Source organism: Streptococcus jiangnanensis (assembly GCF_040888325.1).
GTDB lineage: Bacteria > Bacillota > Bacilli > Lactobacillales > Streptococcaceae > Streptococcus > Streptococcus jiangnanensis.
In genome coordinates this window covers 35,276-60,923 of record NZ_JBFNFF010000006.1, presented here as the reverse complement: position 1 = coordinate 60,923, position 25,648 = coordinate 35,276, and the positions used below count along the sequence as shown (strand labels likewise).

Below are 25,648 nucleotides of genomic sequence, written 5' to 3'. Positions count from 1 at the left end.
ACACTCACATGTAGTGCACAATGGCAAGACAGAGTTCGAGTGCCTTGTCAAAAGCTTCAGAACCCCAGTCACGACTGTCGTAGTTGTCTAGATCCGCCAAGGAATCTGCGGTAAAGAGCAGTTCTCCCCAGACAACCCCACGTAGCTGAGCTACTGCCGCAAGAGCCGAACACTCCATCTCCACAACAGCACAGCCTTCTTCCTTACGATAAGCAACCTTTTCAGCCGTCTCTCGGTAAAAACCATCTGTCGTCCAGGTCATAACTTCCTCATAAGGAATGCCTATTTGCTCCAAGATTTGCTCAATGGCAGAGACAGCCTCAATCTGCATCTCCATATAACGAGAAGGTGCTGCATAATGGTAGCTAGTTCCCTCATCTCGCAAAGCGCGAACAGGGACGAGAAAGGCATTCTCCTCTATATCGGCTAGAACTCCACAGGTTCCAGTGGAAATGATTTGCTCCACACCATAGCCAATCAACCAATCCATAAACTGGGCCGCTGGGGCAGAGCCTACGGGCGCCTGGGCTAGACAAATCTCCTCACCCTTGTAGTTGAGGACGTAGACTGGATAAGTCTTGGTGGCCGAAACGAACTCACCAACACAATCCGCCCCTACTTCCTGAGCATAACGGTCGATTTCCTCCTCCAAAAATGCATAGATGCACTTCTTTGGCAACTTTAAGTCCAATCCCTCATGTGTTGGCATAAGGACCGCCTGGGGGTTGTCGTCAAACTCTAAAATGGGAATCGCATGTTTCTGAATCATAGCCCACCTCCTGTAATTTTGTACTATTGTATCAAAAGCTGACGGAGTGTCAAGGAGTTGTCTTTATCAGTCCAGAAATCTCCTCTTCCATACACTTGAGAAATCGTTGCACCGCTGGAGAAGTCGGTTTCTGTTTTGGCAAAGTGATTGAGGACTATCACCAAAATACCAAATTCAATAATAAAAAAGCACGAATCTGCATCAGGTAATGTATACCCTTTTATATTATCTTGTACAAGAAGCCAAACCAATAGAATCTAGCCTCCATTTTGTCTAGGCCTACTCTATTTCCACAAACCACCTAAAATCTGTTTTTCTAATAAGTCTAAGTCTTCCTCTTTTATTTCTCCATTATCGCTAACGATATAAAGCTGAGCGAAGTAAGCCAACAATGGACCAACACAAATACGAACCATTTGAGGAATCGTTAACTCTGGATTTACACGTGGATCTGCTAGCAATTCCTTATGAAGTACTCGAAGTTTATCTTGAATAGCATTCCAGATAAAAATCTGTTCATTTTTTAGTTTTTTATTTGAAAAACTCTCCTGCAGAATGATTTTCATCAAAGCACGATTTTTTTTGAGATAGCTCATACGATCATGGACAAGATAACGAACCCTCTCTTCTGTCGTTTCAAAAGCTAAGAGTTCCTCAAAAAAACTACCGAAAATGCCTGGGACTACAGGATGTAAAATAGCCGTCAGTAGATCATCCTTCGTCTTAAAATACTTAAACAAAGTTGCCTGGCTTAGTCCAGCACGCTCAGCTATGTGAAGAGTTGAGGTCCCATGGTAACTCCTGGTTGATATGAGATCCACTGCTGCCTGCATGATTTTTTTCTTTCCTTGAGGGTAATTCGCTTCTTCTAAGTAATCTTCAAACGATTCAAAAACAGTCTTATCCATCTAATCTTCACACCTTTTTAGCATTATTTATGTTGATTTCTAAACTTTACGATAACGACGCAATCCAACAATATTGAGAATTGTTAAAATGATCAAGAAAATCATTAAAACACCAAGATTTGACAAAATATCACCAAGATTGTGCCCGTAAAGAATAATCTGGCTTATTGCATCACCAGAATAGGTTAATGGCAAAAATTTCCCCACAGTTAGAGCCCATTCTCCCATGGATGACAATGGAATAATTCCTGAGAAAAAAAGTTGGGGCATAATCACGAGAGGAATAAATTGCATCATTTGGAATTCTGATTTTGCTAGAGTAGACAAGAGAATTCCAAAAGCTAGTGCTACAAGAGCCAGTACCACATTAACTATTATAACATTTAAAATACTTCCTACAACTTCTACATCTAGTAGCCAAATTGCTGCTAAAACGACAACTGCCGTTTGAAAAATCGCAATAATACCATAAGACAACATATAGCCATAGACGATTTCAGATCGTTTCACTGGTGTTGCTAACAAACGTTCTAGTGTTCCACTGGTGCGCTCTTTCAAAAGCGCCATACCTGAAATCAAAAAGACAAAGAAGAAAACTACAAAACCTATCAAAACCGGAATCATGCTGGTAAAGAAGCTTGTATTTTCATCTCCATACTGGTAAGACTCCTTGATTTCTGGTGTTTTTGCGTCCGAGTCCAATTGTGGAAGAGCTTGTTTAACACGAGATACTAACTGATCGGTGCCTTCACTGGCGATACTCGTTCGTAACACTTGTCGTGTCATAGTTGTTTTAGAAGCATCCGTATTTGCGTAGTCGACCTGATACTCACCATCTTTATACGATATGACTGCATCTACTTTCTCGTCAGCTAGAGCTTTTTTAGCCTGATCTAAGTCTTGATAAGTCTCGACGTCCACATGATCGAGCTCATCCATTTTCGTTACCAAACCAGTTGGTAGATCTTGTGTTGCTAACTTGACATTCACGGTTGTACTAGCTGAAAACATGAGGTTCATCAACCACATGATAAAAACAGGTGCTATAAACATCAGGGCTAGAGTTCGTTTGTCACGAAGTAATTCTTTGATGACTTTTTTTGCAATCGCTATTGTTCTCATTTTACTCACCTTCTGCTTTTAAAAATACTTCTTCAATACTTGAAACTTGATAACTTTCTTTTAAGTGTTGCGGTGTATCAAAAGCAATGATTTTTTCGCCTAATAATAAGCCGACCTTATCCGTCAACTCTGCTTCATCCATAACATGGGTAGTAACTAATATCCCAACCCCATTGTCTCTAAGCGCGAATAATTCTTTCCAGATTTTCTTTCGAAGAGAAGGGTCGATTCCAACTGTCGGTTCGTCCAAAATCAAGAGTTGAGGATTTCCTAAAAGCGCGATAGCCAGTGACAAACGCCGTTTCATTCCTCCAGAATAACCAGATACCGTCTTGTTTAAGTAGTCTGTCAGATCTACTACTTGAGCTATATAAGCAATTTCCGCCTTCAGATCTTTTTTAGAAAGCCCCTTTAGCTGACCAAAAAATTCCAGATTTTCTTGGCCTGACAAGGTCTCGTATAAAGCATCTGATTGGGCCATATAGCCAATATCTCCTAAAATATAGCGATTGGGCATAGTGTGATTTAACACTAAAGCTACGCCTCCATCAGCCTTTTCCATTCCTAACGTAGTCTTAATCATAGTTGATTTACCAGCACCAGACGGACCAATTAAGCCTATAATTTCTCCTGGCTGCAATTCAAAGCTGACATGATTCAGAACTATTTGATGGTCAAAAGATTTTACTAAATCTTGTAAATGTAGTAATGTTTTCATTTACTTCCTCCTTGGTGAGTGATTACTCACATGCTAAATATAAACCTATTGTAGTGAGTAAGCACTCACTTGTCAAGAAAAAATCTGAATTTTTTTAAAAATAAAGCACCAGATATTATTATCTGATGCTTATAATGGATAGCTATTGCTTTTAGAGCTGTTTCTAAATCTCTTCTCGATACTCTGAAATGGTCTTTCCTGTCCACTTTTTAAAGGCCTATTCTTCCTCTGCTTTTCTCAGCCAATCCTACCATCGTCATTGCTATCGCAACTCTAATGACCTTGGCGATGGAAATTCATTTCACGCATTTTTATATAACCCGAACCAAGAAATTCTCAAGTCCTGATTGGAAGTTATTTTAGCTACAATCCATCTCTCAAACACAAAAACCTCCCTTCTCTTTCGAGAAGGGAGAGTCTTTTTTATCCTTGTCCGCCAGGGGCTGGACCGCCACCTTGAGGGCCTCCATTTGGTCCACCGCCTCCAGGCATAGAGTTAACGATTTCCGTTTGTTTTTCACCGTTGAGATAGATATCTCCACCTGTGTAGGTCGCTGTTCCATCAAAGTCAAAACCTGTTTGACCAGTCATTTTAATGGTTCCGCCTGTGACTGTGATATTGCCGTTCGAGTCGATTGGGTCTGTGTCTCCTTGACCGACTTCTACTGTCAGGTTCCCACCGTTCATGGTGAAGAAGATTTCACTCTGTTGGGCGTTTTTATTAGCTGCGTTGACTCCATCATCTGTCGAATAGATGGTAATGTCCCCACCGTTGATAGTAATTGACTTACCTTCAAGTCCTTCTGTCGAATTCTTGACGGTGTAGGTACCACTATCGATAACCAAATCACCTGATGCGTGGATGCCATCATCTCCTGCTGTGACGGTGATGTTGTTGTTGGATAGGTACATGGTTCCGACTGAAGTATCCTCGTCATTGTCCACCTTTACGCCATCTTCCTTGGCATCGATAGTCATGGTCGTACCAGTAATGTTGAGTTCATCATTGACATTAAAGGCATCGCCAATTGCTGTGATGTTATAGGTTCCACCCGTGATGTGGAGGGTGTCGTTGGCCTTGATACCATTGTTCTTCTTGCCATCTACATTGAGAGTTCCTTTCCCGTTGATGGTCAAATCCACCTTAGAAAAGAGAGCTGCGTCTGCTTTTTCGTCACTGTTAGAGCTTGAGTCAGAGAGACTGTTGGTGGTTCCCTCTGCTAGAGTCAAGTAGACATGGCCAGCTGATGTCGCAGATATCGCTGCATTGGTATTGGTCATGGTCGCACCTTTTAGGACTAGATGAACATCTGCCGACTTATCTGCCTCGATCTTGATCTGCACTCCGTCAGACTGACCTGAAATCACATAGGTTCCAGATTTTGTGATGGTCACTGTTGATTCAGAGACTGTCACCCCATCTCCAGAGACGTTTGCTGATGAGCCAGATAACTCAATCTTAGAAGCTGTGCTTTCGTCATAAGAGGTATCATTGTCCTTCTCTGTAAAATAGGAAGATTGGTTTGTCTTTGTTGAAGTTGTTGTGGCATTATTTGTAGTTGCCTTGGTATTGGATGTAGTTGTTGATTGAGCACAAGCTGTCATCAACACCATTGCCGTTAAACTCGTTGCGAGTAGGGTCCATTTTTTTGATTTCATGCCTTTTTCCTCTCCTTCGTATGATATAGCTAGACAGTCTACAGAAGATTCCTGAAACAAAACTAAAACTTTTCTGAAAGTTTCCTTAAATTCAGTTTCGCTCAGTATTCTTTTGAAAAGGCTACTAGAAACAATTTGAGAGTACTAAAATGCATTTAATAGTTTTTAAAAGCAACATCCCCAAGTGCGATGTCACTCTAACCCAAAAAGCCAAAAAAGAAAAATCTATAAGACTAAGATAAAGATTATAAAAAGAACAGCCCAAGCTGTTCTTTTTAGTTTTCTTTTATTGGGATTTCCTTGATAACACGCGCAGGATTCCCACCTAGGACAACATTGTCTCCAAAGGACTTGGTGATCACGGCTCCTGCTCCAGCGACGACGTTATTGCCCAGTGTCACTCCAGGAAGGACAATGACGCCACCTCCAGCCCAGAAATTATCTCCAATGGTGATGGGCTTGCCATATTCGACCCCTGAATTGCGTTCATCCGGATCCAGTGGATGGAGTGGGGTTAAAAACTGACAGTTGGGGCCAAGCATAGCATTGTTGCCGATGCGGATCGGACAAACATCCAGCATGGTCAAATTCCAATTAGAATAAAAATTTTCCCCTAGATGGATATTAACTCCATAATCGACCACCAGGCGTGGATTGACATAGAGATTTTCCCCAGTTAAACCAAACCAACTTTTGATAATCTCCGCCCCTTTCAAGGGATCTAACTCCTGGTTGAAATCCGCCTGCTTCTGACGTGCTGTCTGAGCCAAGGTCCGCAACTCGGGATCAAACGGATGATAGGGCTCTCCCGCTATCATTTTCTGGTATTCACTGGTCATCTTAATACCTCACACTTAGTTTGAGGCCATCATATCAAAAAGACTTTGAAAGGTCAAGAATAGCCTGCTTTCTAGACTCTCGAAATCAATCCCCTTCAAGTTAAAACAAGTTGCTTGACAAAAGATTAACTTCATGGTTTAATATACCCCATAAGGGTATGTCGGAGGTGCCTATGTTTCACTTATTATTTACAAAAATTGATAGTATTTCTACCAGCGAGTTAGAAGCTAAACTCAGAGAACCGATCCAGCTACTGGATGTTCGGACGCCTATGGAATTCCGTAGAGGTCATATCAAAAATGCCAAAAATGTTCCTTTAACGGAAATCGGTTCTTACACCCCTGAAACAACAGAAACACTTTATGTTATTTGTCATTCTGGTGTGCGAAGCAAACTAGCTGCGAAAAAGCTAAAGAAAAAAGGCTACGATGTCATCAATGTCCGAGGCGGTATGAGCGCTTGGACAGGCAAGGTCATCTAGAAGTATAAAATAATTGGCTACGCAGCCTTGAACCTTATCGAGGGTCTGAGCGACCATATCCAAGGTGTCCGCTCAAAGACAATCTGACTAAGGGCCAAAATCCCTAGATATACGGGACAAGTGGCGAATTTCAGGGGGCGACCCAAGGTCGATACCATTCATATCCCCCTAAACAAACTATGGGAGAACTTGGATGAACCAGACGCCTACATCAGCGTTTTGCGTAGCTAGATCACAGAGCGTATCCTCTAGCGGCAGGGTTTACCGTCCAAAACCTTGACGCCGCTTATTCACTATACAAAATGGCTAATCCAGAAGGAGTCGAATATGGAAACGAGTATCAGCATGGCTGACTTTTATGAAAAATACCTAAATGAAAATCTAAATCTTATCGATGTACGTGAAGCGCACGAATTCCAAGCAGGACATGCACCAGGGGCCAAAAATCTTCCGTTAAGTACTTTGGAGCAAGGTTACAAAGAACTCAAACCTGACCAGGAATACCATGTCATCTGTCAAGGTGGAGTACGCTCCGCATCTGCTTGTGAATTTCTAAGCGCCCAAGACCTCACCGTTATCAATGTAGAAGGTGGTATGAATGCTTGGCCCGGTCAAGTAGAATAAGCAAAAAACCGATTAAGTTCCTTAATCGGTTTTTTCATTTCTGCAACCCGCTGATATAGGGTTCGTAACCCGTCGCTTCTAAAAAAGAAGCAACTTTATGGTATCTAAAAAGAGGTTTTCTCATTGGTATTGGGGGGAACTCATCCGTTTGTCCTACATGATTTTTTTGTCGGAACAAACTTAAATACCTTTGTCTGCATTGTTTATCAATAGCAAATTAGTTTATTTCCGTTTAATCAGGTATCGGATGGCCTTTTCTAGGCGTTCCTTTTGAGCCTCGGGGTCGTCTAGTGGTTGGTTGATACAGTCAGTGAGATTTTCAGTAATTATCATCTCAATCACGCGCTCAACGCTAGATTTCACTGCTGTCAACTGCGTAACAATATCTGCGCAGTCACGATCTTCTTCAATCATCTTTTGAATCCCACGCAACTGGCCCTCTGAACGCTTCAGGCGTGTGATATACTTTGAGTTTGTCATTGATTTATCCTTGGTCACTTTTTCTTCATTATATCTCGAATAAGGGGCTTTGTCAAAATTCACTTCCTGTCTGTATTTGTGGGAGGCAACCTTTCCTCTGTATCAGACAGAAAAGATTGGTGAGCATGAAAATGGAAAAGAAACTCTGCCCTCCTTGAAACTCGATGGGAAATAAAATTTCCTATTAACCAACTGACTTTTATGCCTTATATCTTGGACAAAAAGGCTAGGATCACTATCCCATAGACTAGAACTAGAGCCAGCCCAAATCCGATACCAAACCACTTGTAAAACTTGTCCATTCCGCTGTAACGTTCGACATAGGCCCTGGTCGGCTTGTCTGGATCATACCAGACTGTCAGCTCCGAATGAAGGGGGAAATGGGTCTGCATCAAGCGTTTGAAGGAAACAAAGGAGTTGCTGTAGCGAGTGATCGAAGGTGCCAGCATATCTTCTCTTGTATAGTCCTTTAAAAATTTAGTAGTCCCCCACGGAATTGTGACCGTTTTGAACATAAAATACTGCAAGGTTTTCTTATAAGAAATCCCATCCACCGTGTATTCGACGATAGGTGGATACCCCTCACGAAAACGGCTATAGCCGATAACCGTTCCCTGTACGGATGACTTGGCAAGGCGGACCAACTTCTGATCCCGAAGATAGAGGAAAAGAAAGGTCCCACACACAAATACAAAAGATAGGAAGATGACGATTGTCCCAACTATCAAACCAATCACTTCTTTATTCATATGAACTCCTCCTGTTATTTTATACAGTAAAATCTCAAAACTAACTCATCCAGAAAGGACATCGATGCCCTCGAGTCTACTCTTCGGATTTTTCTTTTGACTGTTTTTCTCTCAAATCTTTCACAGATTTCGATATGATATCTCTCACCTGTTCGTCAGTAAGTCCTGGAATCTGGTAATAGGGATTATTGGACTCGCTTTTTGACGGTTTTGTTCCTGAATTTTCGGTTTTAGAACTTTGTTCAGTCGAAGACGAGGATTTCGATTCTGGGGAACTGGATTCTTTGGTCTTAGAGGAACTGGACGACTCAGACTCAGAAGGCTTGGACGTTCCAGGCGTGTTAAAATCAAGCTTAGGCGGATTGTTTACTTGGACGTTCGGCTGTTTCACAGGTTTATAGAATAGCCCAAAAGACAACAGTAAGGCTATCAAGATCCCAATACCAGCCAAGGTTCTTTTATTGGCCTCAGCCGAGGGAACCTTTACTCCCTTTGTACTGAGTATTTTCCATTCTGGATGCTCTTTTTCTATGGCTTTTTTCTGTCTCCTAAGAGGACCAAGTAGAAAATGATTAAAAGGCACAATCGTTACCATAGCCACCGTTACAAGCGGGACATAATTGGAATGACTTGATACCAGTAGAACATCGAGTATAGCGAGAAGAATGAAGAGGAAACGCCCCACAAACTTACGAACTTGATGCTCTTTTTTGATCTGCAAATATCTCTCTTGTGACATTATCATTCCCTCTTTTCTATTTCTCCCCTAAATATCACTTTCCCCTGCTCATACTTCCGCACAGCTAAGAGCCAGCGGATAGGGTTGTTTTGGAATAACAACAAATAAGAAACAGCTGGAAAGAGGCCTGCTAAAAGCGAGAAAAAGATTTGTATATCAAATGTCTCTTGCTTATTGAATGAGTCAATAATACTTGGGATAGTAGCAACAAATATTACTATAGTAGTCATAAAAACTAATAGCAGAACAATCATAAAAGCCAACATTTTCCCAAACGTCGCTTTTTTATCGCTGAAATTGTCCCAGAACAGATTTGAATCAACAGCTTTCGCGAACTGTTGAGAACTTGCCCCTTGAACCTGTTTCACCTCTTTATACAAGGCTTCTTCCATCATCCATATAAAGCCAAAGCAGACAAAGAACTGGGCAACGATATAAGGCGGAACCATCCAGCTGTTGTATCGAAAATCTGAAAATGCAGGTATAGCTACTAATCCTCCGATAATACCCAAAAAAACAAAAGCAAACATCAAAGGAATGATAGCACTATTGCTCTTCCTAGCCCCTTCTGTATTTAACAAGGCGCTCTTATCTGCTACAAGAGCTTCTCTCGTTCGCGTATTATAGTAAACGGCCTTATTACCGCTCTGTCCAATAAAAATTATTTTTCTCATATAAAATCACCACAGTTTTCACTAATCACTATAATCAGAAACTTCAATTTTATCATAGGTTGTTGATAAAACATCACCATCACCAACCACTGGTAATGGTAATAGCGTTTCTCTCATGTTTCTAGTTCTTCTCTTCCCCAAATAATACTTTCCCCTGCTTGTATTTTCGTACGGCTAACAGCCAGCGGATTGGATTGTTTTGAAATAGTAGAAGAACCACGCTAATTGGGACGATCGTTGCTCCGATTGGCACCATGAACATCGACGGCTCAAACCATTCATGTTCATAGTAGGGAATGAAGGTCCCAGGTATGGCAAAGAACACAACAATAACAAAAACAAATAGAAGAACGAGGATAGCAAATAGATACAAGATGATTTTATCGACTGTTGGTTCCTTATCCGGAGATTTTTTCCAAAATTTACTACTTTCAACTGCTTCTTTAAACTGCTCTTCACTTGCTGGGACAAGCGACTTAGCCCCACTGTAGAACAGTTTTTCAAATCCATAAACACTTCCGATAAAAACGAAAAGGATTGCGGCTAGATGGATAGGTGCCATCCACTCACTCAATCTAAAGGGCGCTAGCAAGGAACGAATCCAAATACCGATAATAGTAACTAGCAAGAAAACAAAGAAGACAACCCAAGGCCACTTGGATTTCTTTGAACTGATGGCACCGTCGGTTTCTGACGAGGCGCTAGATTCTGTCGCTAAAGCCTCTCTCGTCCTTGTGTTATAGTAGACGGATTGCTGGTTTCCTTGGCCTATATAAATGATTTTTCTCATCTTACATTTCTCCCTCTTTCCCTCGGCTATCGTCCTGTAATGCCTCCATCAGCTCCTTGAACAGTCGTTTGCGCGTTTTCATCTGAAATTCATAGACAATATAAACAAGGGAAAAAATCCCTAACATATACATAATCAAGAACTGAAAATCAGAGTAGATAAAATAGCGATAGATGGAAAACAGAACCATGAGAAAACAAAAAATCTCAACTAGGACGGTCCATCTATATTTTCTCCTAAGTGTTTTGATATTGGCTTTTGTCAGCTGAACTTTTCTAAATCTATCTGTCTTCATGTTACGTCGGGTAGATTTGGCAAGGAGAATGGTCCCGAAAACCAAAAATAGAGACATCAGGATAAAGAAAATCAGATTGAAAGGGGAGGAGACATCTCCAAAGGTTTGGTTGAGCAACTTTGACAGCCGTTGGAAGGAATAGATTGCAATAGGGGCTGCAATAGCTGAATAATTCATGCCTTGTTTTGCACTGTAGAATACTTGATTCCCCAAATCATAATAGATAAAAGAGTCCTCCAGAGGGCCCATACTGATTAAATTTTTTACACTTGTGTCCATCTTATTACCATTTCCTAAACTCAATACGGATGTTCAAACAAAGTTCTACTTTCTCTTAAAAGCATCGTGACAACGATTGCCAGCAGTCTAGCTGATTTTTAGCATTTGCCTTCCTAGAGAAAGAAAAGTTTATTAGTATTATAGCATGAACCCCCAGAAAAGGGAAAATATCCCCGGCAGATACCTTTGCTAGATCCAAGAAAGGTTTCGTCATTTCATAAAAAAGCAAACAAGTCCGCATTCTAAAAACAGAATGCGAGCTTATCCGCCTTTTCCTATGTCTCTAAAATAAATAATGTGTTTTCCTCGTTTCATCGTGCCAAGCGAATGCGGGTCACAATCCCATCTGGGTCTAGAAGATCCAGTTCACTCGAATGTAACCACTTGAACGGAACTTCTAGCTCTTGTGCCTGTTTAACGATGTTCAGGAGTTCTTCCTTGCTTTCGACCTCAAGGACATAGTAGGCCAAGCCTGGCAAGCCTTGCTCACGCGGAGCCAGACCTTTTCCAGCCCATTCGTTGACAGCTAGGTGGTGATGGTACTGACCAGCCGCTATCCAACTAGCACTAGGAATGCTAAATTTATCTTCTAGTCCTAACGCCTTTTGATAAAACTGACTCGCCGCGCGACTATCCTTCACCGATAGATGGATATGCCCCATTCTCGTCCCTTCAGCTAGGATAAAGGGATCCACCTTTTCTCCTAACTCATATATGTCCTGTGCCGCAAGGGCTTCGGTCACACCGATAATGCGACCATCTTCTCGAATATCCCATGAAGACACTGGCTTATCACGGTAGAGTTCAATGCCATTTCCTTCCAAATCCTCTAGATAAATAGCCTCGCTGTATCCATGATCTGCACCTCCAACCAGAGGAATCCGCAAGTCACTTAGGTGCTTCAAGACATCTGCCAAGGCCTTTCGTGTCGGCAACAAAATCGCCAGATGGTAGAGCCCATAATGCTCCCTTACTTCACCAGCCTTTTCAGCCTGAATCAAGTGAACCAAGGTTTTTCGACCAAGTCCCAAAATCGCTTCTGTCTCCGTTTGAGACAAAATCTCCAAGCCAATAATCTGATGATAAAAAGCCGTTTGACTCGTCAAATCCTTGACATTTAAAACCGCCTCTGCTAGGTAAATGTGGCTTTGGTATGCATAAGTCATAGGGTGTCTCCTTTTGTTTGTTGTAACTTTATTAATTACATCAATTATACACTATTGAGATAAAATGTCAACGAAGACAACTCAAAAGAGCTGGAAACCAGCTCTTCTTTTTATTTAACAACAAGCTCGTAGCGAGTTTTGCTGGTAAAGGTTTCCCCTGCTTTGAGAATAACTTGGTCTTTGAGGTCACTGTGAATGGCATCTGGTAAAGCTTGCGCTTCAAGGGCAATCCCATTGTGTTGCACCATTGGCTGGTCTCCTATGATGACACTTTCATCCACAAAGTTTGCTGAGTAGACCACAAAGCAAGGAGCCTCTGTCTTGAAAAGTAGGAAACGACCTGAGTTTTGGTCATAAAGGAAACCAGCATTGTCATGACCTACAGGAAGAGCAAATGGGTGATCCAAACCAGATACCAGCTGGATTTGCTCATCGTCCTCTGCAAAGATATCCTTGAGCAAAGCACCATTGTAGATGTGTTTCACCACATCACGATTTGCATCTGGAGTCTTAGCTGGAACACCGTCTGGAGCGATTGGGTAAATGCCCTCCGTATTTAGCTGAAAGACATGGCGGTCAACTGTCTGCGTGAAATCACCAGACAAGTTGAAGTAGCTATGATTAGTTGGATTGACAAGCGTATCCTGATCTGTCGTCACCTTATAGCTGACTTCGTAGGCACCCGTTTCTTCCAAGTAGTAGCTAATCCAAATCTTGAGATTACCAGGGAATCCTCCTGTCCCGTCTGTACGCTCGGTGTAGAGAGTCAAGCCATGGTCGCTCACCTCGACCAATTCAAACAAGCTGGAATCCCAACCTGTTGAACCACTGTGGTTACAGTTGCTAGCATTGTTGACTTCAAGGTCATAGGTCTTGCCATTGAGCTCAAATGTCGCACCAGCGATACGGCCTGCTACTGGTCCCACACTCGCTCCATGCTTGGGACTATTGCCCACATAGCTAGCAAAATCATCAAAGCCCAAGATCACATTGGCAAAGTTTCCAGCTTTGTCAGGTGTGACATAGCGCAAGATGGTCGCACCATAAGTCATAACTTCAAGCTGATAACCACCATCAGTCTCAAAGCGATAAGCCAAGACATCCTTGCCCTCATGATTTCCAAATACACGTTCTGTGTATGCTTTCATTCTTCTCTCCTTTGATCCATTTCTCTTAAGTAAACAAACCATAGAGAGTGTCTCACCATCTATGGTTGTAGTTTCTATTTTCAGAATCCTTTGTCAGAAAACCTTAAGTAGCTTCTTAACAAAATGGGGTTCTTCTATACTTGTTTTATGCTTCCACACGTTCAGTCCATGAAGTCGCTGTTGTTTGAAGAACCTTGTTGAGTTCGTCAATGTTCTCAAATCCAGTTGTGCGAAGCCATTCACGAGCTGCTGCCTCACCGTCTTTGATGTAGGCTTCAACTGATCCAGCCCAAGTTGCACGGCCGCAAAGAACACCGTTGAAGTTTGCGCCTGATTCGTGGGCAAAGACAAGTGTTTCTTGGAAGAGTTTGGCTGATACACCTGCACTCAAGTAGATATATGGCAAGTTAGTTGCTTCATCTTGTGCTTTGAAGAAGGCTGCTGCTTCTTCACGTGTATGCACGATTTCACCATCGCCAAAGCCTTCAACGTATTTGACGTTGACTGGAACTTCCACTTTCAAGACATCGATGTTGAAGCGTGGGTCTGAGAAGACCTTCATAGCACCGATAACCTTGTGTGGCTTCACTTTTGCGTATTCTACTGAACCTGCATCAGCTATTTTTTCATCGTAAGCGAGGATTTCAAGGAAGAACGGAATGTCTTCTGCCACACACTCAGAACCAATGCGTTCGATGTAGGCTTGTTTTTGCTGGTTGAGTTCGTCAGAGCTATCTACATCGTAGTAAAGCAAGAACTTAACAGCATCTGCACCTTGTTCCTTGATGCGTTTGGCAGACCAAACATCCAAGCAGTCAGGCAAGCGTTTGGTGCTAGTTGTGTCGTAGCCAGTTTTCTCATAAGCAAGAAGAAGACCAGCATTGGCATCAAGCGCTTTTGTAGCTGGGAGACCATCCTCAGGGTCAAGAAGCATAGATGAAGCGTATTTTGTCAATTCATCTGCAACCAAGACTTTAAGCTCTTCCATTTGATCCACTGTTGGCTCTTCTGTTTGATATTGAGCCATGAGGCGTTTCAAAGCACCACGTTGGTCAAAGGCAAGAGCTGAGATGATTCCATTCTCGTCAGAGAGTTTTTGCAAGCAGGCTACTTTATTGGAACTTAATTGTAATTTACTCATAGACACTTCCTTATTTTTGATATTCATGAATGATCACACCTTGTACCACACGGTTTACAGTGCCAGTAGGAGATGGTGTATCTGGTTTATTTTCTACCTTGAGTGAAGTCAATAGGGCAAAGAGTTGGGCATAAACGATGTAAGGGAAGACACGGTAAATATCGTTCAAGACACCGCCACAACCCAGTGCTACTTCTTTGACATTTTCAAGACCAAAGGCTTGATCACTCAAGAGCACAACACGACGAGCAATGTGATCACCAGCCACTTCACGAACCAAGTCCAAGTCGTATTTGCGAGTGTAGTCTGTCGTTGTACCAAATACCAAAACAACTGTATCTTCGTTGATAAGAGATTTTGGACCGTGACGGAAGCCAACTGGGCTTTCATACATGGTCGCAACTTGACCAGCTGTTAGTTCCAAAATCTTGAGCTGAGCTTCATGAGCAAGCCCAAAGAAAGGACCAGCGCCCAGGTAGATAACACGGTTAAAGTCAAGATCTACAAGCTCTTTAACATCTGCTGCATTGTCTAAAACCTTACGCGCAAGGCTAGAAACAACTTCAAAACGTTCAGCTTTCACAGCAAATTCTGTAGGATCAAAGACCAAGAGAGCTGTTAGCATCATAGACGTAAAGCTAGAAGTCATGGCAAACCCAGCGTCATTGGAAGCAGCTGGTTGCAAGAGCAAAAGATTGCGCTCATCGCCATGAGCTTGAAGAGCCAATTTACCATCTGCAGCACATGTAATGGTCACTTGATAGAGGTCATCAACCAAGGCTTTGGCCAAATCAACTGTTGCCACACTCTCAGGTGAATTTCCGCTACGAGCAAAGGATACAAGGACAGTTGCCACATCTTTTTTCAGATAGGTTTCTGGATTTGCTACGATATCTGTTGTCGCAATAGAATTGAAGTTCCATTTGCGCTCGTCATAGACTTCCTTAAAGTATGGCACCAAGGTATCTCCCACATAAGCAGAAGTACCAGCACCCGTCAAGATGACCTTGATATAGTCATGTCTATCAGCGATACCTTGCAGAAAGGCTGCAATTTCTTCACGTTTCGCTTGATAGGCTTCAAAAGCTTCTTTCCATACATCAGGCTGTTGGTAGATCTCACGAGTCGTGATTTCTGCACCCAGTTCAAGTAATTCTTCTTTTGTGTAATTTAGCATAGAGTTCCTCTAATCTATTATTGTTTCATTCCTATTGAAAATATGGGAATGGGATTGACTCCCATTCCCATGTATATTCTATATAAGATGCTCTAAGTCACATCTTATTCATCTTCGTCATCATCAAAGCCCGCTAACAAATCGTTGACTTTTACGATGCTTTCTGCAGCACGGCTCTTATAGTCCGCATCTGCACCTGTAAGACTAGCATTGATAAATTCAATCACCATTGGCAGATTCATTCCTGCGTAGAGTTCCACGTTGCGACCTTCCATGATCAAGCGGCTCACCACGTTACATGGTGTACCACCGAGAAGATCCGCAAAGACTAGGAAATCATCCAATCCTTCGATAGCAGCTTCAAATTTAGCAGTAAATTCTTCTGGACCATCTTCTGGAAGAAGAGCCACTGCATGAATGTTGTCTTGTGGACCCATAATCATTTCCGTGCTACCTTTAAGTTCTTCACAGAAACGACCATGACTCACCAAAATTAACGATTTCACCATAAATTATGCGCCCATTCCAAGCAAGAATTTACCGATAAATGAAAGACCTACTGCAAGAACGATAATGATACCGATCGCTTTAGTAGAGTTCATGCCTTTCTTACCAAGCAACCAGAAGATAAAGGCAGTAAAGATTGCTGGAAGCAAGCGTGGGAAGATTGAGTTCAAGATGTCTTGGAAGTCAATCATCTTTTCACCGATTGGCAATTTGTAAGAAATGTCAAAGTTGATCATTGTTGCTACAAGAGCACCCATCATGAAGACACCAAGTACAGATGCAGCGTCAATCAAAGCTGTCAAGGTACTTTGCATATTGTTGATAAGGTTAACCCCTTCTTTGTAGGCAAATTCCAATTGTTTCCAACGGAAGATGTCGTAAGCAACTGCAACTGCGATCCAAAGGAAGATACCCCATGGTTGGCCAGCGATAGCCATAGTTGCTGCGATAGATCCCATGATAGCAGGTACAAGTGAACCAAAGATTGTATCTCCAAGAGGAGCGAATGGTCCCATCAAACCTGTCTTGATACCGTTAACGGCATCTTTTGAACCCACACCATCTTTTTCTTCCATGGCAAGGTCAAAACCAGCGATAATAGTGTGGAAGAATGGTGAAGTATTGAAGAATTGAGTATGAACTTTCATCATTTCTTTCAATTCAGGAGTTCCATCCCCATACATTTTACGCAATTGAGGCAAGATCATGTAAAGGTAACCAGAAGCTTGCATACGTTCGTAGTTCCATCCCAATTGGAAAGTGAACAAGCTACGTTTGTTAATTTGATTAAAATCTTCTTTTGTTAATTTGTAATTAGAATTCGTCATCTTCAATTTCCCCACTTTCTGATGGTGTAGAAGGTGCTGCTACAGCTACTTTTTGGCTGTTCTTAAAGTGAACAACTGCAAGGAAGATACCTACGATAGAGATACCGATCATAGACAAACCTTTGAAGTTGTTTGCAAAGCCAATCTTTTCAGCAACATCAGCAGGAAGAGTACCAAGGATACCCGCAACAGCGCCACCAAGACCTGTTACATATGAGTAAAGAACAGTCAACATAGCTGTCAAACCAAATCCCATAGCAAGGTAGTGAAGGTTACGTTTAACTGGAAGGTAACGAAGCAAGATTGCAAATCCAAGACCTGGAAGCATACGACCTGCAAGTGTCAAACCATCTGCAACCCATTGGTATTCTTTAACAAGGTCTACTACTGATTGTACGAAAGCACCACCAAAAGCAAGGGCAAAGAAGACTGGAAGGGCACGAGATAGAGCCCAAGGAATCGCACCAAGCAAGTAGTTGCGTTCAATACCTTTATAGTCAAAGCGTTCGATTGCAGCATCCACACGGTGAGCGAAGAAAGTAGTTGTCATACGTCCAAGAACGTCGAAGTAAGTCAAGAGAGCTGCTACTGGTACAGCGATTGTTGTAATCGCAAGGTCTGTATCAATACCTTGAGAGATAGAGAATGCTGTTGCAAGAACCGCACCAGAAGTTGCGTCGATACGAGAAGCACCACCGAAGGTACCAACCCCGAGAACGAACAACTGCAAGTTACCACCGATAAACAAACCAGTTGTCACATCTCCCATGATCAAACCAGTAATGAAACCAGCGAATACAGGGGAACCTGCAGATGAAACGATTGTCAACTCATCACAGATTTGATAAGCTGAGTACAAAGTGAGAAGTAAAATTTGCCACCATTGTATCATAACAATGACCTCCTAAAAATTTTTTCCTATTTTAATAAGCTCAAAAAGTCTGAAACTGGATCATTTGGAACCATTTGAGCAGTGAGTTTCACACCTTTTTCTGCTAGTTTGTGGAAGTCTTCCACATCCTTGTCTACCACGTTGATAGAACGTGTGATAGAGCGAGTTTCTGGTGTTTGAGACATATTGCCGACGTTGAGTGTTTCAAGCGGAACACCTGCTTCGACCAAACCAAGGAAACGGTCTGGTTTACGTGCAACGATAAAGAGACGTTGGCTATCGTATTTACCAGCAAGGATATTTGCTGCTGCTTTCTCAACTGGCAAGATACTGAGTTTCACACCTGGTGGTGTCGCAAGTTTCAAACCACTCTTTTCAATATCGTTGTTAACAACTTCGTCGTCTACAACCATAATGCGTGAAACATTTAGTTTTCCAGCCCAAAGATTGGCTACTTGACCGTGGATCAAACGTCCATCGATACGGCATCCTACAATTGTCATAAGTTTTCCCCCTTTATGTGTTTTAGTGTAGGTTTACGAGTTAAGTGAATCTCTTCTTTATATTCGCCCTCAGTTTCAAAGATGATGATGCGGTTAGCACCTTCCTTGAGATAGCTATGAGGGATATAAAGTGAGAGGGTCGGGCCGACGTTCCAGAAACGTCCTAAGTGACGCCCGTTGACAAAGGCAACTCCCTTACCAAACTCAGACAATTCTAAGTAGGTATCCTTCGGCTCTTCAACAGTAAAGTCGAAAGCGTAAAAGGCTGGTTGTCCCTCTATCCATCCTTTTGAAAAATCGATCTTCTCAGGATTATCCAGTGGCAGTGGATATTGTTTCCAATTCAATAAGAAATGTAGATCCTTGCAGACACCTGTTCGAATTCCTTTACGTTGCGTATCTGCCAAGAACTTATGACCGTAGTTGACACGCCCCATATTTTCAATCAAGATGTCAATCTCTGAAAAGCCTTCTCGGTTGCCTTGACAGTAGATGTCTTCACCAATCTCTGTCTGGTATTGAGTAGCAATCCATTGACCATCTACATAAAGTTGAGCTCGGTCACGTCCATCAATGATACGGAGGCGTTCCTCTTCTGCATCCCAACTTGCCTCAGTGCGGTAGAGAAGGTAGCCATAGCTTTGACCAAGTTCTTCCATCGCTTTTGGATAGAGGCTTTCAGTAGGACTAGAAAGACTATCCAGAGTTTCAAACAAGGAAACTTTTTCGACCAATGGAATGGACCCTATCTCCATGCTTTCCTTATAGAGTGGTTCCAACTGTGGATACTCTGGGAAGTGGGTTGCCATCATCTTCTTGACTGCTAAGTATTTAGCAGTTGGATTTCCTTCTTCATCGAGAAGGGCATCATAGTCGTAAGATGTGACTTGTGGCAAATCCAGAGTCCCTCGAGCCGAGCAACCATTCATGAAACCAAAGTTTGTCCCCCCATGGAACATGTAAAGGTTGATAGAGCCTTGCTCCAATACCTCTCGAACAGCTTCTGCCAATTCTTTAGGATCCCGTGTGATGATGGGTTCTTTCCAACGGTTGAACCAACCATCCCAGAATTCCATACACATGAGGGGCCATTTCTTGCCATGCTCATCAAAGAATTCCTGCATCTGTGAAAAGTTGTACGGAGCTTTAGAACCGAAGTTTCCTGTCACAAAGAGGTCGTCTTCGATCAAGGTTCCGGCTTTCAGAGTAGCCCTCCATGGGCCATCTGAAGTAAAGAGTGGGCAATCAATCCCTCGGTCTTCCATCAATTTTCGAATTGCTCGTAGATAAGACTTATCTTCTCCATAAGAGCCATATTCATTTTCGACTTGCATCATGAGAATGTTTCCGCCGTTATCCAACAAGCGAGGCACAAGCCTTGGCAATAATTGGTCATAATAGCGAGCAACAGCCTCGATGTAGGCCGGGTCGGACGAGCGAATTCGCATGTCCTTTGTCAAGAGCCAAGCCGGCAAGCCACCAAATTCCCATTCCGCACAGATAAATGGAGACGGGCGTACAATGGCATAGAGACCTAGATCTTGTGCAATTTGAAGAAATCTCTCCAAATTTCTGGCACCTTCAAAATCAAACTCCCCTTCAACAGGTTCGTGTAAATTCCAAGCTACATAGGTCTCGACTGTATTAAAGCCAAGCGCCTTTAAGTTATAGAGAGAATGATACCAATCCTCTGCTGGAATCCTAAAATAATGAATGGCGCCGGACAAAATCTTGAACGGTTTTCCGTCTAAATAGAAATCGTCCTCAATTTTAAATCTGGTCATGTTATTACCTCTGACGAATTAAGTTTGCGCTTTCATTTATTATAATATTAACTATAATCAAATCTTTTGCATTTGTCAATAGGTTTTAGAAAATTATTTAAAATTTTTCTATTTTTTTACTTACCGTTTACCGAAATTATCTTAAAATAGCATGAAAACGATCTTTTTATGTATGATAATTCACAAGAACATCAAATGAATTTTTTTACATGTAAAATAACATTTTTAGTCTATTATTTTAATTTTTTGACCTTAATACTACTCTTTTCTCTATATTTGTGGTAAAATCAAAATTGGAGAAAGAGAATCGAGGTGAAATTTATGGCTATTCCTAAATACCAATATATTAAAGATGAATTAAAAAACAAAATCATCTCTGGTCAATTTGCAAGTGGAGATAAATTTTATACAGAAGCCGAATTGATCGCGATGTACGATGTGAGTTCAATCACAGTTGTTCGTGCCTTGAATGACCTTGCTAAAGACGGCTACATTGTCCGCCAACAAGGTAAAGGTACTTTCGTTTCACGTGCCCGCAAGCACAAACTCGTTGAGTTTTCAGATGTTGAAGTCTTTGAAACAAAAGACGATAAAGTTACTGTCCTTTCTATCGAGCGTGGAAACAAACTTGAATATTTAGATAAACTTGGACTACGTGGAGATCAATTCTACTATAAGATTGAACGTATTCGTCAGACAAACGACGTGACATACATCTACCACACATCTTATATTCCTGAGCAATACATCAATGCCAACTATCCAAATCTTGATTATTATAGCTCTATCTATACACGTTTCAAATTGGATTACCGCATTCACATGAGTGATGAACATTTCGAGGAAATCAACGAAATCGCATTCCCAACACCAGAGCATGCTGCTTCTGTACTCGGAATCGATACACAATTCCCAACTGTCTTCCAAACGAAGACTACAAAACTTGAGGCCACTGGCCAAGTCCTTGCCTATAGTGAAACTTATAAGCGAGCAGACTACTATAAAATCAAATTCATCTCATGTAACCGAGGTCATTAAGAAAAAGCCTGAGCCTAACTCAGGCTTTTTCTGTATTCATTATAGCACGAGAAAGAAGTTGTGAAAACGCTATGAAGGGCTCTTATTTAATTAGTAGCATTTTTACTAAAAACAAGTTAAATTTTCGTTTGGTTTTTCCTCAGTTTTATCCCTTATTAGCAAATTTCTCCTAAATCTTATGATTTCCTCTATTTATTATAGTTCTTATATAAACCCACTTGACATTTTACTCCTTAGATAATAAAATAAAATTGGTTTTATGTAAACGCTATCATATATGATAATAACAAGGAGGTTTTGTCATGAAACTAGAAAAGAAACAGCGCTTCTCCATTCGTAAATACGCGGTTGGGGCAGCTTCTGTACTTATAGGATTTGCTTTTAGCGCACAAGTCGTATCTGCCGACGGGATTACTCCAGCTCCAACAGCTGAAGAAACTGTTCAAACGATTCAGGAGAGTCCACAAGCAGTCAAAGAAGCTGTAGACTCCAAGGTTCCAGAAAAACTGGAAGAAAAGGCTGACAAGCCTGTAAAAGAGGAGGTCAAAGAGGAGGTCAAAGAGGACCAGGAGGCTCCTCGAACAGTTGCTCCAAAAACAGAAGAGTCAAGCGCACCAGTTGTGACAGAAAATGCTACTCCAACTCCTACTGCCGAGAAAGAAAGCCCTGCCCCAGCTGAAACTCCTGCTGAAAGCACTCCTTCAGAAAAGAAAAATGAAGCCGTCACACCTGCAGTAGCCACTCCTAGCACGGAACGAGAAGCTCAGGTAAATGAAAAACTGGCAAAACGAAAAATGATCTCAATCGACGCTGGACGCAAGTACTTCTCTCCAGACCAACTCAAAGAAATCATCGACAAAGCCAAACACTACGGTTATACTGATCTTCATTTACTAGTTGGAAATGATGGCATGCGTTTTATGTTGGACGACATGACGATCACAGCCAATGGCAAAACCTATGCAAGCGACGATGTCAAACGTGCACTTGAAAACGGAACCGATGCCTACTACAAGGATCCAAACGGCAACCATTTGACAGAAAGTCAGATGACGGACTTGATCAACTATGCTAAAAACAAAGGCATTGGTCTCATCCCAACTGTAAACAGCCCTGGTCACATGGATGCGATTTTGCATGCTATGAAAGAACTAGGCATTCAAAAACCGAACTTCAACTACTTGGGAAAAGAATCTGCTCGTACTGTTGACCTTGATAACAAAGAAGCGGTTGAATTCACAAAAGCTTTAATCGACAAGTATGCAGCTTACTTCGCTGGCAAATCTGACATCTTCAACATCGGACTAGACGAGTATGCCAACGATGCTACAAACGCTAAAGGTTGGACTGTCCTTCAAACACAAGGAAAATATAGTAAATTTATCACTTACGCTAATGATCTTGCTCACATTGTCAAATCTCACGGTCTTAAGCCAATGGCTTTCAACGATGGCATTTACTACAATAGTGATACTAGTTCTGGTACTTTTGACAAAGATATCATCGTTTCTATGTGGACTGGTGGATGGGGCGGATACGACGTCGCTTCTTCTAAACTTCTAGTTGAAAAAGGTCACCAAATCCTTAATACCAACGATGCTTGGTACTATGTTCTCGGACGAAATGCCGACGGCCAAGGCTGGTACAACCTTGACCAAGGCCTCAACGGTATCAAGAGCACTCCAATTACTTCAGTACCAAAATCTGAAGGAGCAGATATCCCGTTCATCGGCGGTATGGTAGCTACTTGGGCAGATGACCCAGCTCAACGTTATTCACCATCACGCCTCTTCAAACTCATGCGTCATTTCGCAAATGCAAACGCTGAGTACTTTGCTGCCGACTATGAGTCTGCTGAGCAAGCTCTGAAAGAAGTCCCAACAGACCTTAACCGCTATACTGCAGAAAGTGTCGCAGCTGTCAAAGAAGCTGAAAAAGCCATTCGCTCACTCGATAGCAACCTCAGCCGAGCCCAACAGGACACGATTGACCAGGCAATCGCGAAACTCCAAGAAGCTGTCAGCAATTTGACCTTCACACCAGAAGCTCAAAAAGAAGAAGACGCGAAACGCGAAGTTGAAAAACTTGCCAAGAACAAGGTGATCTCAATTGACGCTGGACGTAAGTACTTCACGCTCGACCAACTCAAACGCATCGTAGACAAAGCGAGCGAGCTCGGCTACTCTGATGTGCATCTTCTCCTAGGAAATGACGGACTTCGCTTCCTACTTGATGACATGACTATCACTGCTAACGGAAAAACTTATGCAAGTGACGATGTCAAAAATGCCATCATTGAAGGAACAAAAGCTTACTACGATGACCCAAACGGAACCACTCTTAGCCAGGCTGAAATCACTGAATTGATCGAGTACGCAAAATCAAAAGGTCTTGGACTCATTCCAGCAATCAACAGCCCAGGTCACATGGATGCCATGCTTGTCGCTATGGAAAAATTAGGTATCGCAAACCCTCAAGCTAATTTCGATAAAGTCTCCAAAACAACCATGGACCTTGAAAACGAAGAAGCAATGAACTTTACAAAAGCCCTTATCGGTAAGTACATGGACTTCTTTGCGGGCAAGACTAAGATCTTTAACTACGGTACAGACGAATACGCTAATGACGCTACCAACGCTCAAGGCTGGTACTACCTCAAATGGTATGGACTCTATGGCAAGTTTGCTGAATATGCCAACACTCTTGCTGCTATGGCAAAAGAAAGAGGCCTTCAACCGATGGCCTTCAACGATGGTTTCTACTACGAGGACAAGGATGATGTTGAGTTTGACAAGGATGTCATCATCTCTTACTGGTCTAAAGGATGGTGGGGCTACAACCTTGCAACGCCTCAGTACCTAGCAAGCAAAGGCTATAAACTCCTCAACACAAACGGAGACTGGTACTACGTCCTAGGAAATCACAAACCAGACGAAGCCTACCCACTATCAAAGGCGATTGAAAACTCTGGCAAAGTGCCATTTAACCAGCTTGCATCTACCAAGTATCCAGAAGTAGACCTTCCAACCGTCGGAAGCATGCTTGCTATCTGGGCAGACAAACCAAGTGCTGAGTACAAGGAAGAAGAAATCTTTGAACTCATGACTGCCTTTGCAGACCATAACAAAGACTACTTCCGCGCTAACTACAATGCACTCCGTGAGGAACTTGCTCAAATCCCTGCAAACTTGGATGGATACAGCAAGGAAAGCTTGGATGCCCTAAATGTAGCTAAAGAAGCTCTCAACTACAACCTCAACCGTAACAAACAAGCCGAGTTAGACGCTCTCGTAGCTAAACTCAAGGCAGCCCGCCTAGGCCTTAAACCAGCAACAACCCACTCAGGAAGCCTCGATGAAAACGAACTAGCTACCAATGTCGAAACCAAACCGGAACTCATCACAAGAGCAGAAAAGATTCCATTTGAAGTTATCAAGAAGGAAAATCCAAACCTCCCAGCTAAGCAAGAAAAGATTGTCACACCAGGTGTAGATGGCGAACGCACTCATTACATCTCTGTCCTTACTGAAAATGGTAAACAAACAGAAACCGTTCTAGATAGCCAAGTAACCAAAGAACCTGTGACCCAAGTGGTTGAAATCGGTGCCCCTATTACCCACAAAGGGGATGAAAGTGGCCTTGCTCCAGCTGCCGAAGCGAAACCAAGACTGGATATCCAAGAAGAAGATATTCCGTTCACTACTGTGACACGTGAAAATCCACTCTTGCTCAAAGGGAAGACTCAAGTCGTTACTAAAGGCGCTAACGGTCGTCGCAGTCATTACTACTCTGTGAGCACTAGTGCTGACGGTAAGGAAGTGAAAACTCTTGTAGATAGCCTTGTGACTCAAGAAGCAGTGACCCAAGTTATTGAAGTCGGAACCCTTGTAACCCATGTAGGAGACGAACACGGTCTTGCTCCAGCCGCAGAAACAAAACCAAGACTGGATATCCAAGAGGAAGAAATTCCATTCACTACTGTGACACGTGAAAATCCTCAATTACCAAAAGGACAAACGCAAGTTGTTACTAAAGGGGCTAACGGCCACCGTACTGCCTTCTACTCTGTAAGCACTAGTGCTGATGGAAAAGAAGAAAGAACGCTTGTCAATAGTGCGGTATCGCAGGAAGCGGTCGCTCAGGTGGTCGAAGTCGGAACTGCCGTTGAGAAAGCTGAGCAAGCTGAACCAACTACTAGCAAAGCAGAAGAAAAACAACTTCCTGCAACAGGAAATCAAGATTCTGCAGGCTTGGTCGCAGCAGGACTCATGGCCACACTAGCAGCCTACGGACTCACTAAGAAAAAAGAAGATTAAACCCCTTCAATAAGCATACAAA

The 25,648-nt window shown here is 42.3% G+C and carries 25 protein-coding genes and 2 pseudogenes; 6 read left to right on the top strand and 21 right to left on the bottom strand.

Annotation, left to right across the window (positions count from 1 at the left end; all coding sequences use genetic code 11):
- Nucleotides 1-4: 4 nt before the first annotated feature.
- The 4 genes from AB2B49_RS08035 to AB2B49_RS08020 all read right to left on the bottom strand — a co-directional run bounded on the left by AB2B49_RS08035 (nucleotide 5) and on the right by AB2B49_RS08020 (nucleotide 3,517).
- Nucleotides 5-769, bottom strand: coding sequence for a nucleoside phosphorylase (locus AB2B49_RS08035; protein WP_033629181.1), 765 nt, complete (start codon nucleotides 767-769; stop codon nucleotides 5-7).
- Nucleotides 770-1,053: 284 nt separating this feature from the next.
- Nucleotides 1,054-1,677: a TetR/AcrR family transcriptional regulator gene (locus AB2B49_RS08030; protein WP_000361924.1), complete on the bottom strand. Its 624-nt coding sequence runs from the start codon at nucleotides 1,675-1,677 to the stop codon at nucleotides 1,054-1,056.
- Between the two features lie 39 nt (nucleotides 1,678-1,716).
- Nucleotides 1,717-2,799, bottom strand: a complete 1,083-nt coding sequence (locus AB2B49_RS08025) for an ABC transporter permease (protein ID WP_001259050.1) — start codon at nucleotides 2,797-2,799, stop codon at nucleotides 1,717-1,719.
- 1 nt (nucleotide 2,800) lies between these two features.
- Entirely contained in the window at nucleotides 2,801-3,517 is a 717-nt protein-coding gene (locus AB2B49_RS08020; RefSeq protein WP_049506232.1) for an ABC transporter ATP-binding protein, read from the bottom strand.
- Nucleotides 3,518-3,745: 228 nt separating this feature from the next.
- Between AB2B49_RS08020 and AB2B49_RS08015 the strand changes: the two are divergent.
- Nucleotides 3,746-3,880: pseudogene (locus AB2B49_RS08015) on the top strand (low temperature requirement protein A); the annotation flags it as partial.
- Nucleotides 3,881-3,940: 60 nt separating this feature from the next.
- Here the strand turns inward: AB2B49_RS08015 and AB2B49_RS08010 are convergent.
- Both AB2B49_RS08010 and AB2B49_RS08005 read right to left on the bottom strand, forming a co-directional pair.
- Complete coding sequence (locus AB2B49_RS08010) at nucleotides 3,941-5,176, bottom strand: carbohydrate-binding domain-containing protein (protein ID WP_071851987.1); 1,236 nt, start codon at nucleotides 5,174-5,176, stop codon at nucleotides 3,941-3,943.
- 275 nt (nucleotides 5,177-5,451) lie between these two features.
- Complete coding sequence (locus AB2B49_RS08005) at nucleotides 5,452-6,015, bottom strand: sugar O-acetyltransferase (protein WP_071851989.1); 564 nt, start codon at nucleotides 6,013-6,015, stop codon at nucleotides 5,452-5,454.
- 173 nt (nucleotides 6,016-6,188) lie between these two features.
- Here AB2B49_RS08005 and AB2B49_RS08000 point away from each other — a divergent pair, with 173 nt between their 5' ends.
- The 3 genes and pseudogenes from AB2B49_RS08000 (at nucleotide 6,189) to AB2B49_RS07990 (ending at nucleotide 7,121) form a co-directional block, all read left to right on the top strand.
- The gene (locus tag AB2B49_RS08000) at nucleotides 6,189-6,497 is read left to right on the top strand and encodes a rhodanese-like domain-containing protein (protein WP_071851991.1); all 309 of its coding nucleotides are present in this window, start codon (nucleotides 6,189-6,191) and stop codon (nucleotides 6,495-6,497) included.
- 9 nt (nucleotides 6,498-6,506) lie between these two features.
- Nucleotides 6,507-6,850, top strand: a pseudogene (locus AB2B49_RS07995) (rhodanese-like domain-containing protein); the annotation flags it as partial.
- Nucleotides 6,825-7,121: a rhodanese-like domain-containing protein gene (locus tag AB2B49_RS07990; RefSeq protein WP_000450165.1), complete on the top strand. Its 297-nt coding sequence runs from the start codon at nucleotides 6,825-6,827 to the stop codon at nucleotides 7,119-7,121. The pseudogene AB2B49_RS07995 and the gene AB2B49_RS07990, both read left to right, overlap by 26 nt.
- A 222-nt stretch (nucleotides 7,122-7,343) precedes the next feature.
- On the opposite strand, the gene AB2B49_RS07985 is transcribed toward AB2B49_RS07990, so the two are convergent.
- The 15 genes from AB2B49_RS07985 to AB2B49_RS07915 all read right to left on the bottom strand — a co-directional run bounded on the left by AB2B49_RS07985 (nucleotide 7,344) and on the right by AB2B49_RS07915 (nucleotide 20,272).
- On the bottom strand, nucleotides 7,344-7,601 hold the full coding sequence (locus AB2B49_RS07985; RefSeq protein WP_002880547.1) for a metal-sensitive transcriptional regulator: 258 nt from the start codon (nucleotides 7,599-7,601) through the stop codon (nucleotides 7,344-7,346).
- Between the two features lie 206 nt (nucleotides 7,602-7,807).
- Nucleotides 7,808-8,350, bottom strand: a complete 543-nt coding sequence (locus tag AB2B49_RS07980; protein WP_071851995.1) for a DUF3592 domain-containing protein — start codon at nucleotides 8,348-8,350, stop codon at nucleotides 7,808-7,810.
- 76 nt (nucleotides 8,351-8,426) lie between these two features.
- Complete coding sequence (locus AB2B49_RS07975; protein WP_071851997.1) at nucleotides 8,427-9,089, bottom strand: hypothetical protein; 663 nt, start codon at nucleotides 9,087-9,089, stop codon at nucleotides 8,427-8,429.
- Between the two features lie 2 nt (nucleotides 9,090-9,091).
- Nucleotides 9,092-9,763 (bottom strand): hypothetical protein, encoded by a 672-nt coding sequence (locus tag AB2B49_RS07970; RefSeq protein ID WP_320692049.1) that lies wholly within the window; start codon nucleotides 9,761-9,763, stop codon nucleotides 9,092-9,094.
- A 121-nt stretch (nucleotides 9,764-9,884) separates the two neighbouring features.
- Nucleotides 9,885-10,553 (bottom strand): hypothetical protein, encoded by a 669-nt coding sequence (locus AB2B49_RS07965; RefSeq protein WP_049506243.1) that lies wholly within the window; start codon nucleotides 10,551-10,553, stop codon nucleotides 9,885-9,887.
- A gap of 1 nt (nucleotide 10,554) precedes the next feature.
- A complete protein-coding gene (locus tag AB2B49_RS07960) occupies nucleotides 10,555-11,127 on the bottom strand; it encodes a hypothetical protein (protein WP_049506245.1) in 573 nt (190 codons plus the stop codon).
- A 311-nt stretch (nucleotides 11,128-11,438) separates the two neighbouring features.
- Nucleotides 11,439-12,293, bottom strand: coding sequence for a VOC family protein (locus tag AB2B49_RS07955; RefSeq protein WP_049506247.1), 855 nt, complete (start codon nucleotides 12,291-12,293; stop codon nucleotides 11,439-11,441).
- Nucleotides 12,294-12,403: 110 nt separating this feature from the next.
- Nucleotides 12,404-13,441: an aldose epimerase family protein gene (locus AB2B49_RS07950; protein ID WP_049506249.1), complete on the bottom strand. Its 1,038-nt coding sequence runs from the start codon at nucleotides 13,439-13,441 to the stop codon at nucleotides 12,404-12,406.
- A gap of 145 nt (nucleotides 13,442-13,586) precedes the next feature.
- Nucleotides 13,587-14,582 (bottom strand): tagatose-bisphosphate aldolase, encoded by a 996-nt coding sequence (gene lacD, locus AB2B49_RS07945; RefSeq protein ID WP_320692048.1) that lies wholly within the window; start codon nucleotides 14,580-14,582, stop codon nucleotides 13,587-13,589.
- A 10-nt stretch (nucleotides 14,583-14,592) separates the two neighbouring features.
- On the bottom strand, nucleotides 14,593-15,759 hold the full coding sequence (locus AB2B49_RS07940) for an SIS domain-containing protein (protein ID WP_049506250.1): 1,167 nt from the start codon (nucleotides 15,757-15,759) through the stop codon (nucleotides 14,593-14,595).
- A 104-nt stretch (nucleotides 15,760-15,863) separates the two neighbouring features.
- Complete coding sequence (locus AB2B49_RS07935; protein ID WP_071852005.1) at nucleotides 15,864-16,268, bottom strand: PTS sugar transporter subunit IIA; 405 nt, start codon at nucleotides 16,266-16,268, stop codon at nucleotides 15,864-15,866.
- Nucleotides 16,269-16,271: 3 nt separating this feature from the next.
- Nucleotides 16,272-17,093: a PTS system mannose/fructose/sorbose family transporter subunit IID gene (locus tag AB2B49_RS07930; protein ID WP_000185284.1), complete on the bottom strand. Its 822-nt coding sequence runs from the start codon at nucleotides 17,091-17,093 to the stop codon at nucleotides 16,272-16,274.
- The gene (locus AB2B49_RS07925) at nucleotides 17,080-17,985 is read right to left on the bottom strand and encodes a PTS mannose/fructose/sorbose/N-acetylgalactosamine transporter subunit IIC (protein ID WP_042768195.1); all 906 of its coding nucleotides are present in this window, start codon (nucleotides 17,983-17,985) and stop codon (nucleotides 17,080-17,082) included. Before AB2B49_RS07925 ends, AB2B49_RS07930 begins: the two co-directional genes overlap by 14 nt.
- A gap of 26 nt (nucleotides 17,986-18,011) precedes the next feature.
- Complete coding sequence (locus tag AB2B49_RS07920) at nucleotides 18,012-18,488, bottom strand: PTS sugar transporter subunit IIB (RefSeq protein WP_000156968.1); 477 nt, start codon at nucleotides 18,486-18,488, stop codon at nucleotides 18,012-18,014.
- Entirely contained in the window at nucleotides 18,485-20,272 is a 1,788-nt protein-coding gene (locus AB2B49_RS07915; RefSeq protein ID WP_049506254.1) for a glycoside hydrolase family 35 protein, read from the bottom strand. Before AB2B49_RS07915 ends, AB2B49_RS07920 begins: the two co-directional genes overlap by 4 nt.
- 321 nt (nucleotides 20,273-20,593) lie before the next feature.
- Here AB2B49_RS07915 and AB2B49_RS07910 point away from each other — a divergent pair, with 321 nt between their 5' ends.
- A complete protein-coding gene (locus AB2B49_RS07910; protein WP_049506255.1) occupies nucleotides 20,594-21,310 on the top strand; it encodes a GntR family transcriptional regulator in 717 nt (238 codons plus the stop codon).
- Nucleotides 21,311-21,612: 302 nt separating this feature from the next.
- The gene (strH, locus tag AB2B49_RS07905) at nucleotides 21,613-25,626 is read left to right on the top strand and encodes an LPXTG-anchored beta-N-acetylhexosaminidase StrH (RefSeq protein ID WP_049506257.1); all 4,014 of its coding nucleotides are present in this window, start codon (nucleotides 21,613-21,615) and stop codon (nucleotides 25,624-25,626) included.
- Nucleotides 25,627-25,648: the final 22 nt, after the last annotated feature.

What these genes read in the sequence shown, in the direction of transcription:
- AB2B49_RS08030 (WP_000361924.1), bottom strand. Translation starts at nt 1,677, where the DNA reads ATGGATAAGACTGTTTTTGAATCGTTTGAAGATTACTTAGAAGAAGCG.
- AB2B49_RS07935 (WP_071852005.1), bottom strand. Translation starts at nt 16,268, where the DNA reads ATGGTGAAATCGTTAATTTTGGTGAGTCATGGTCGTTTCTGTGAAGAA.
- lacD (WP_320692048.1), bottom strand. Translation starts at nt 14,582, where the DNA reads ATGAGTAAATTACAATTAAGTTCCAATAAAGTAGCCTGCTTGCAAAAA.
- AB2B49_RS07960 (WP_049506245.1), bottom strand. Translation starts at nt 11,127, where the DNA reads ATGGACACAAGTGTAAAAAATTTAATCAGTATGGGCCCTCTGGAGGAC.
- AB2B49_RS07930 (WP_000185284.1), bottom strand. Translation starts at nt 17,093, where the DNA reads ATGACGAATTCTAATTACAAATTAACAAAAGAAGATTTTAATCAAATT.
- AB2B49_RS07985 (WP_002880547.1), bottom strand. Translation starts at nt 7,601, where the DNA reads ATGACAAACTCAAAGTATATCACACGCCTGAAGCGTTCAGAGGGCCAG.
- AB2B49_RS07950 (WP_049506249.1), bottom strand. Translation starts at nt 13,441, where the DNA reads ATGAAAGCATACACAGAACGTGTATTTGGAAATCATGAGGGCAAGGAT.
- AB2B49_RS07975 (WP_071851997.1), bottom strand. Translation starts at nt 9,089, where the DNA reads ATGTCACAAGAGAGATATTTGCAGATCAAAAAAGAGCATCAAGTTCGT.
- AB2B49_RS07970 (WP_320692049.1), bottom strand. Translation starts at nt 9,763, where the DNA reads ATGAGAAAAATAATTTTTATTGGACAGAGCGGTAATAAGGCCGTTTAC.
- AB2B49_RS08010 (WP_071851987.1), bottom strand. Translation starts at nt 5,176, where the DNA reads ATGAAATCAAAAAAATGGACCCTACTCGCAACGAGTTTAACGGCAATG.
- AB2B49_RS07940 (WP_049506250.1), bottom strand. Translation starts at nt 15,759, where the DNA reads ATGCTAAATTACACAAAAGAAGAATTACTTGAACTGGGTGCAGAAATC.
- AB2B49_RS07910 (WP_049506255.1), top strand. Translation starts at nt 20,594, where the DNA reads ATGGCTATTCCTAAATACCAATATATTAAAGATGAATTAAAAAACAAA.
- AB2B49_RS08005 (WP_071851989.1), bottom strand. Translation starts at nt 6,015, where the DNA reads ATGACCAGTGAATACCAGAAAATGATAGCGGGAGAGCCCTATCATCCG.
- AB2B49_RS07965 (WP_049506243.1), bottom strand. Translation starts at nt 10,553, where the DNA reads ATGAGAAAAATCATTTATATAGGCCAAGGAAACCAGCAATCCGTCTAC.
- AB2B49_RS07980 (WP_071851995.1), bottom strand. Translation starts at nt 8,350, where the DNA reads ATGAATAAAGAAGTGATTGGTTTGATAGTTGGGACAATCGTCATCTTC.
- strH (WP_049506257.1), top strand. Translation starts at nt 21,613, where the DNA reads ATGAAACTAGAAAAGAAACAGCGCTTCTCCATTCGTAAATACGCGGTT.
- AB2B49_RS08025 (WP_001259050.1), bottom strand. Translation starts at nt 2,799, where the DNA reads ATGAGAACAATAGCGATTGCAAAAAAAGTCATCAAAGAATTACTTCGT.
- AB2B49_RS07925 (WP_042768195.1), bottom strand. Translation starts at nt 17,985, where the DNA reads ATGATACAATGGTGGCAAATTTTACTTCTCACTTTGTACTCAGCTTAT.
- AB2B49_RS08035 (WP_033629181.1), bottom strand. Translation starts at nt 769, where the DNA reads ATGATTCAGAAACATGCGATTCCCATTTTAGAGTTTGACGACAACCCC.
- AB2B49_RS08020 (WP_049506232.1), bottom strand. Translation starts at nt 3,517, where the DNA reads ATGAAAACATTACTACATTTACAAGATTTAGTAAAATCTTTTGACCAT.
- AB2B49_RS08000 (WP_071851991.1), top strand. Translation starts at nt 6,189, where the DNA reads ATGTTTCACTTATTATTTACAAAAATTGATAGTATTTCTACCAGCGAG.
- AB2B49_RS07990 (WP_000450165.1), top strand. Translation starts at nt 6,825, where the DNA reads ATGGAAACGAGTATCAGCATGGCTGACTTTTATGAAAAATACCTAAAT.
- AB2B49_RS07920 (WP_000156968.1), bottom strand. Translation starts at nt 18,488, where the DNA reads ATGACAATTGTAGGATGCCGTATCGATGGACGTTTGATCCACGGTCAA.
- AB2B49_RS07955 (WP_049506247.1), bottom strand. Translation starts at nt 12,293, where the DNA reads ATGACTTATGCATACCAAAGCCACATTTACCTAGCAGAGGCGGTTTTA.
- AB2B49_RS07915 (WP_049506254.1), bottom strand. Translation starts at nt 20,272, where the DNA reads ATGACCAGATTTAAAATTGAGGACGATTTCTATTTAGACGGAAAACCG.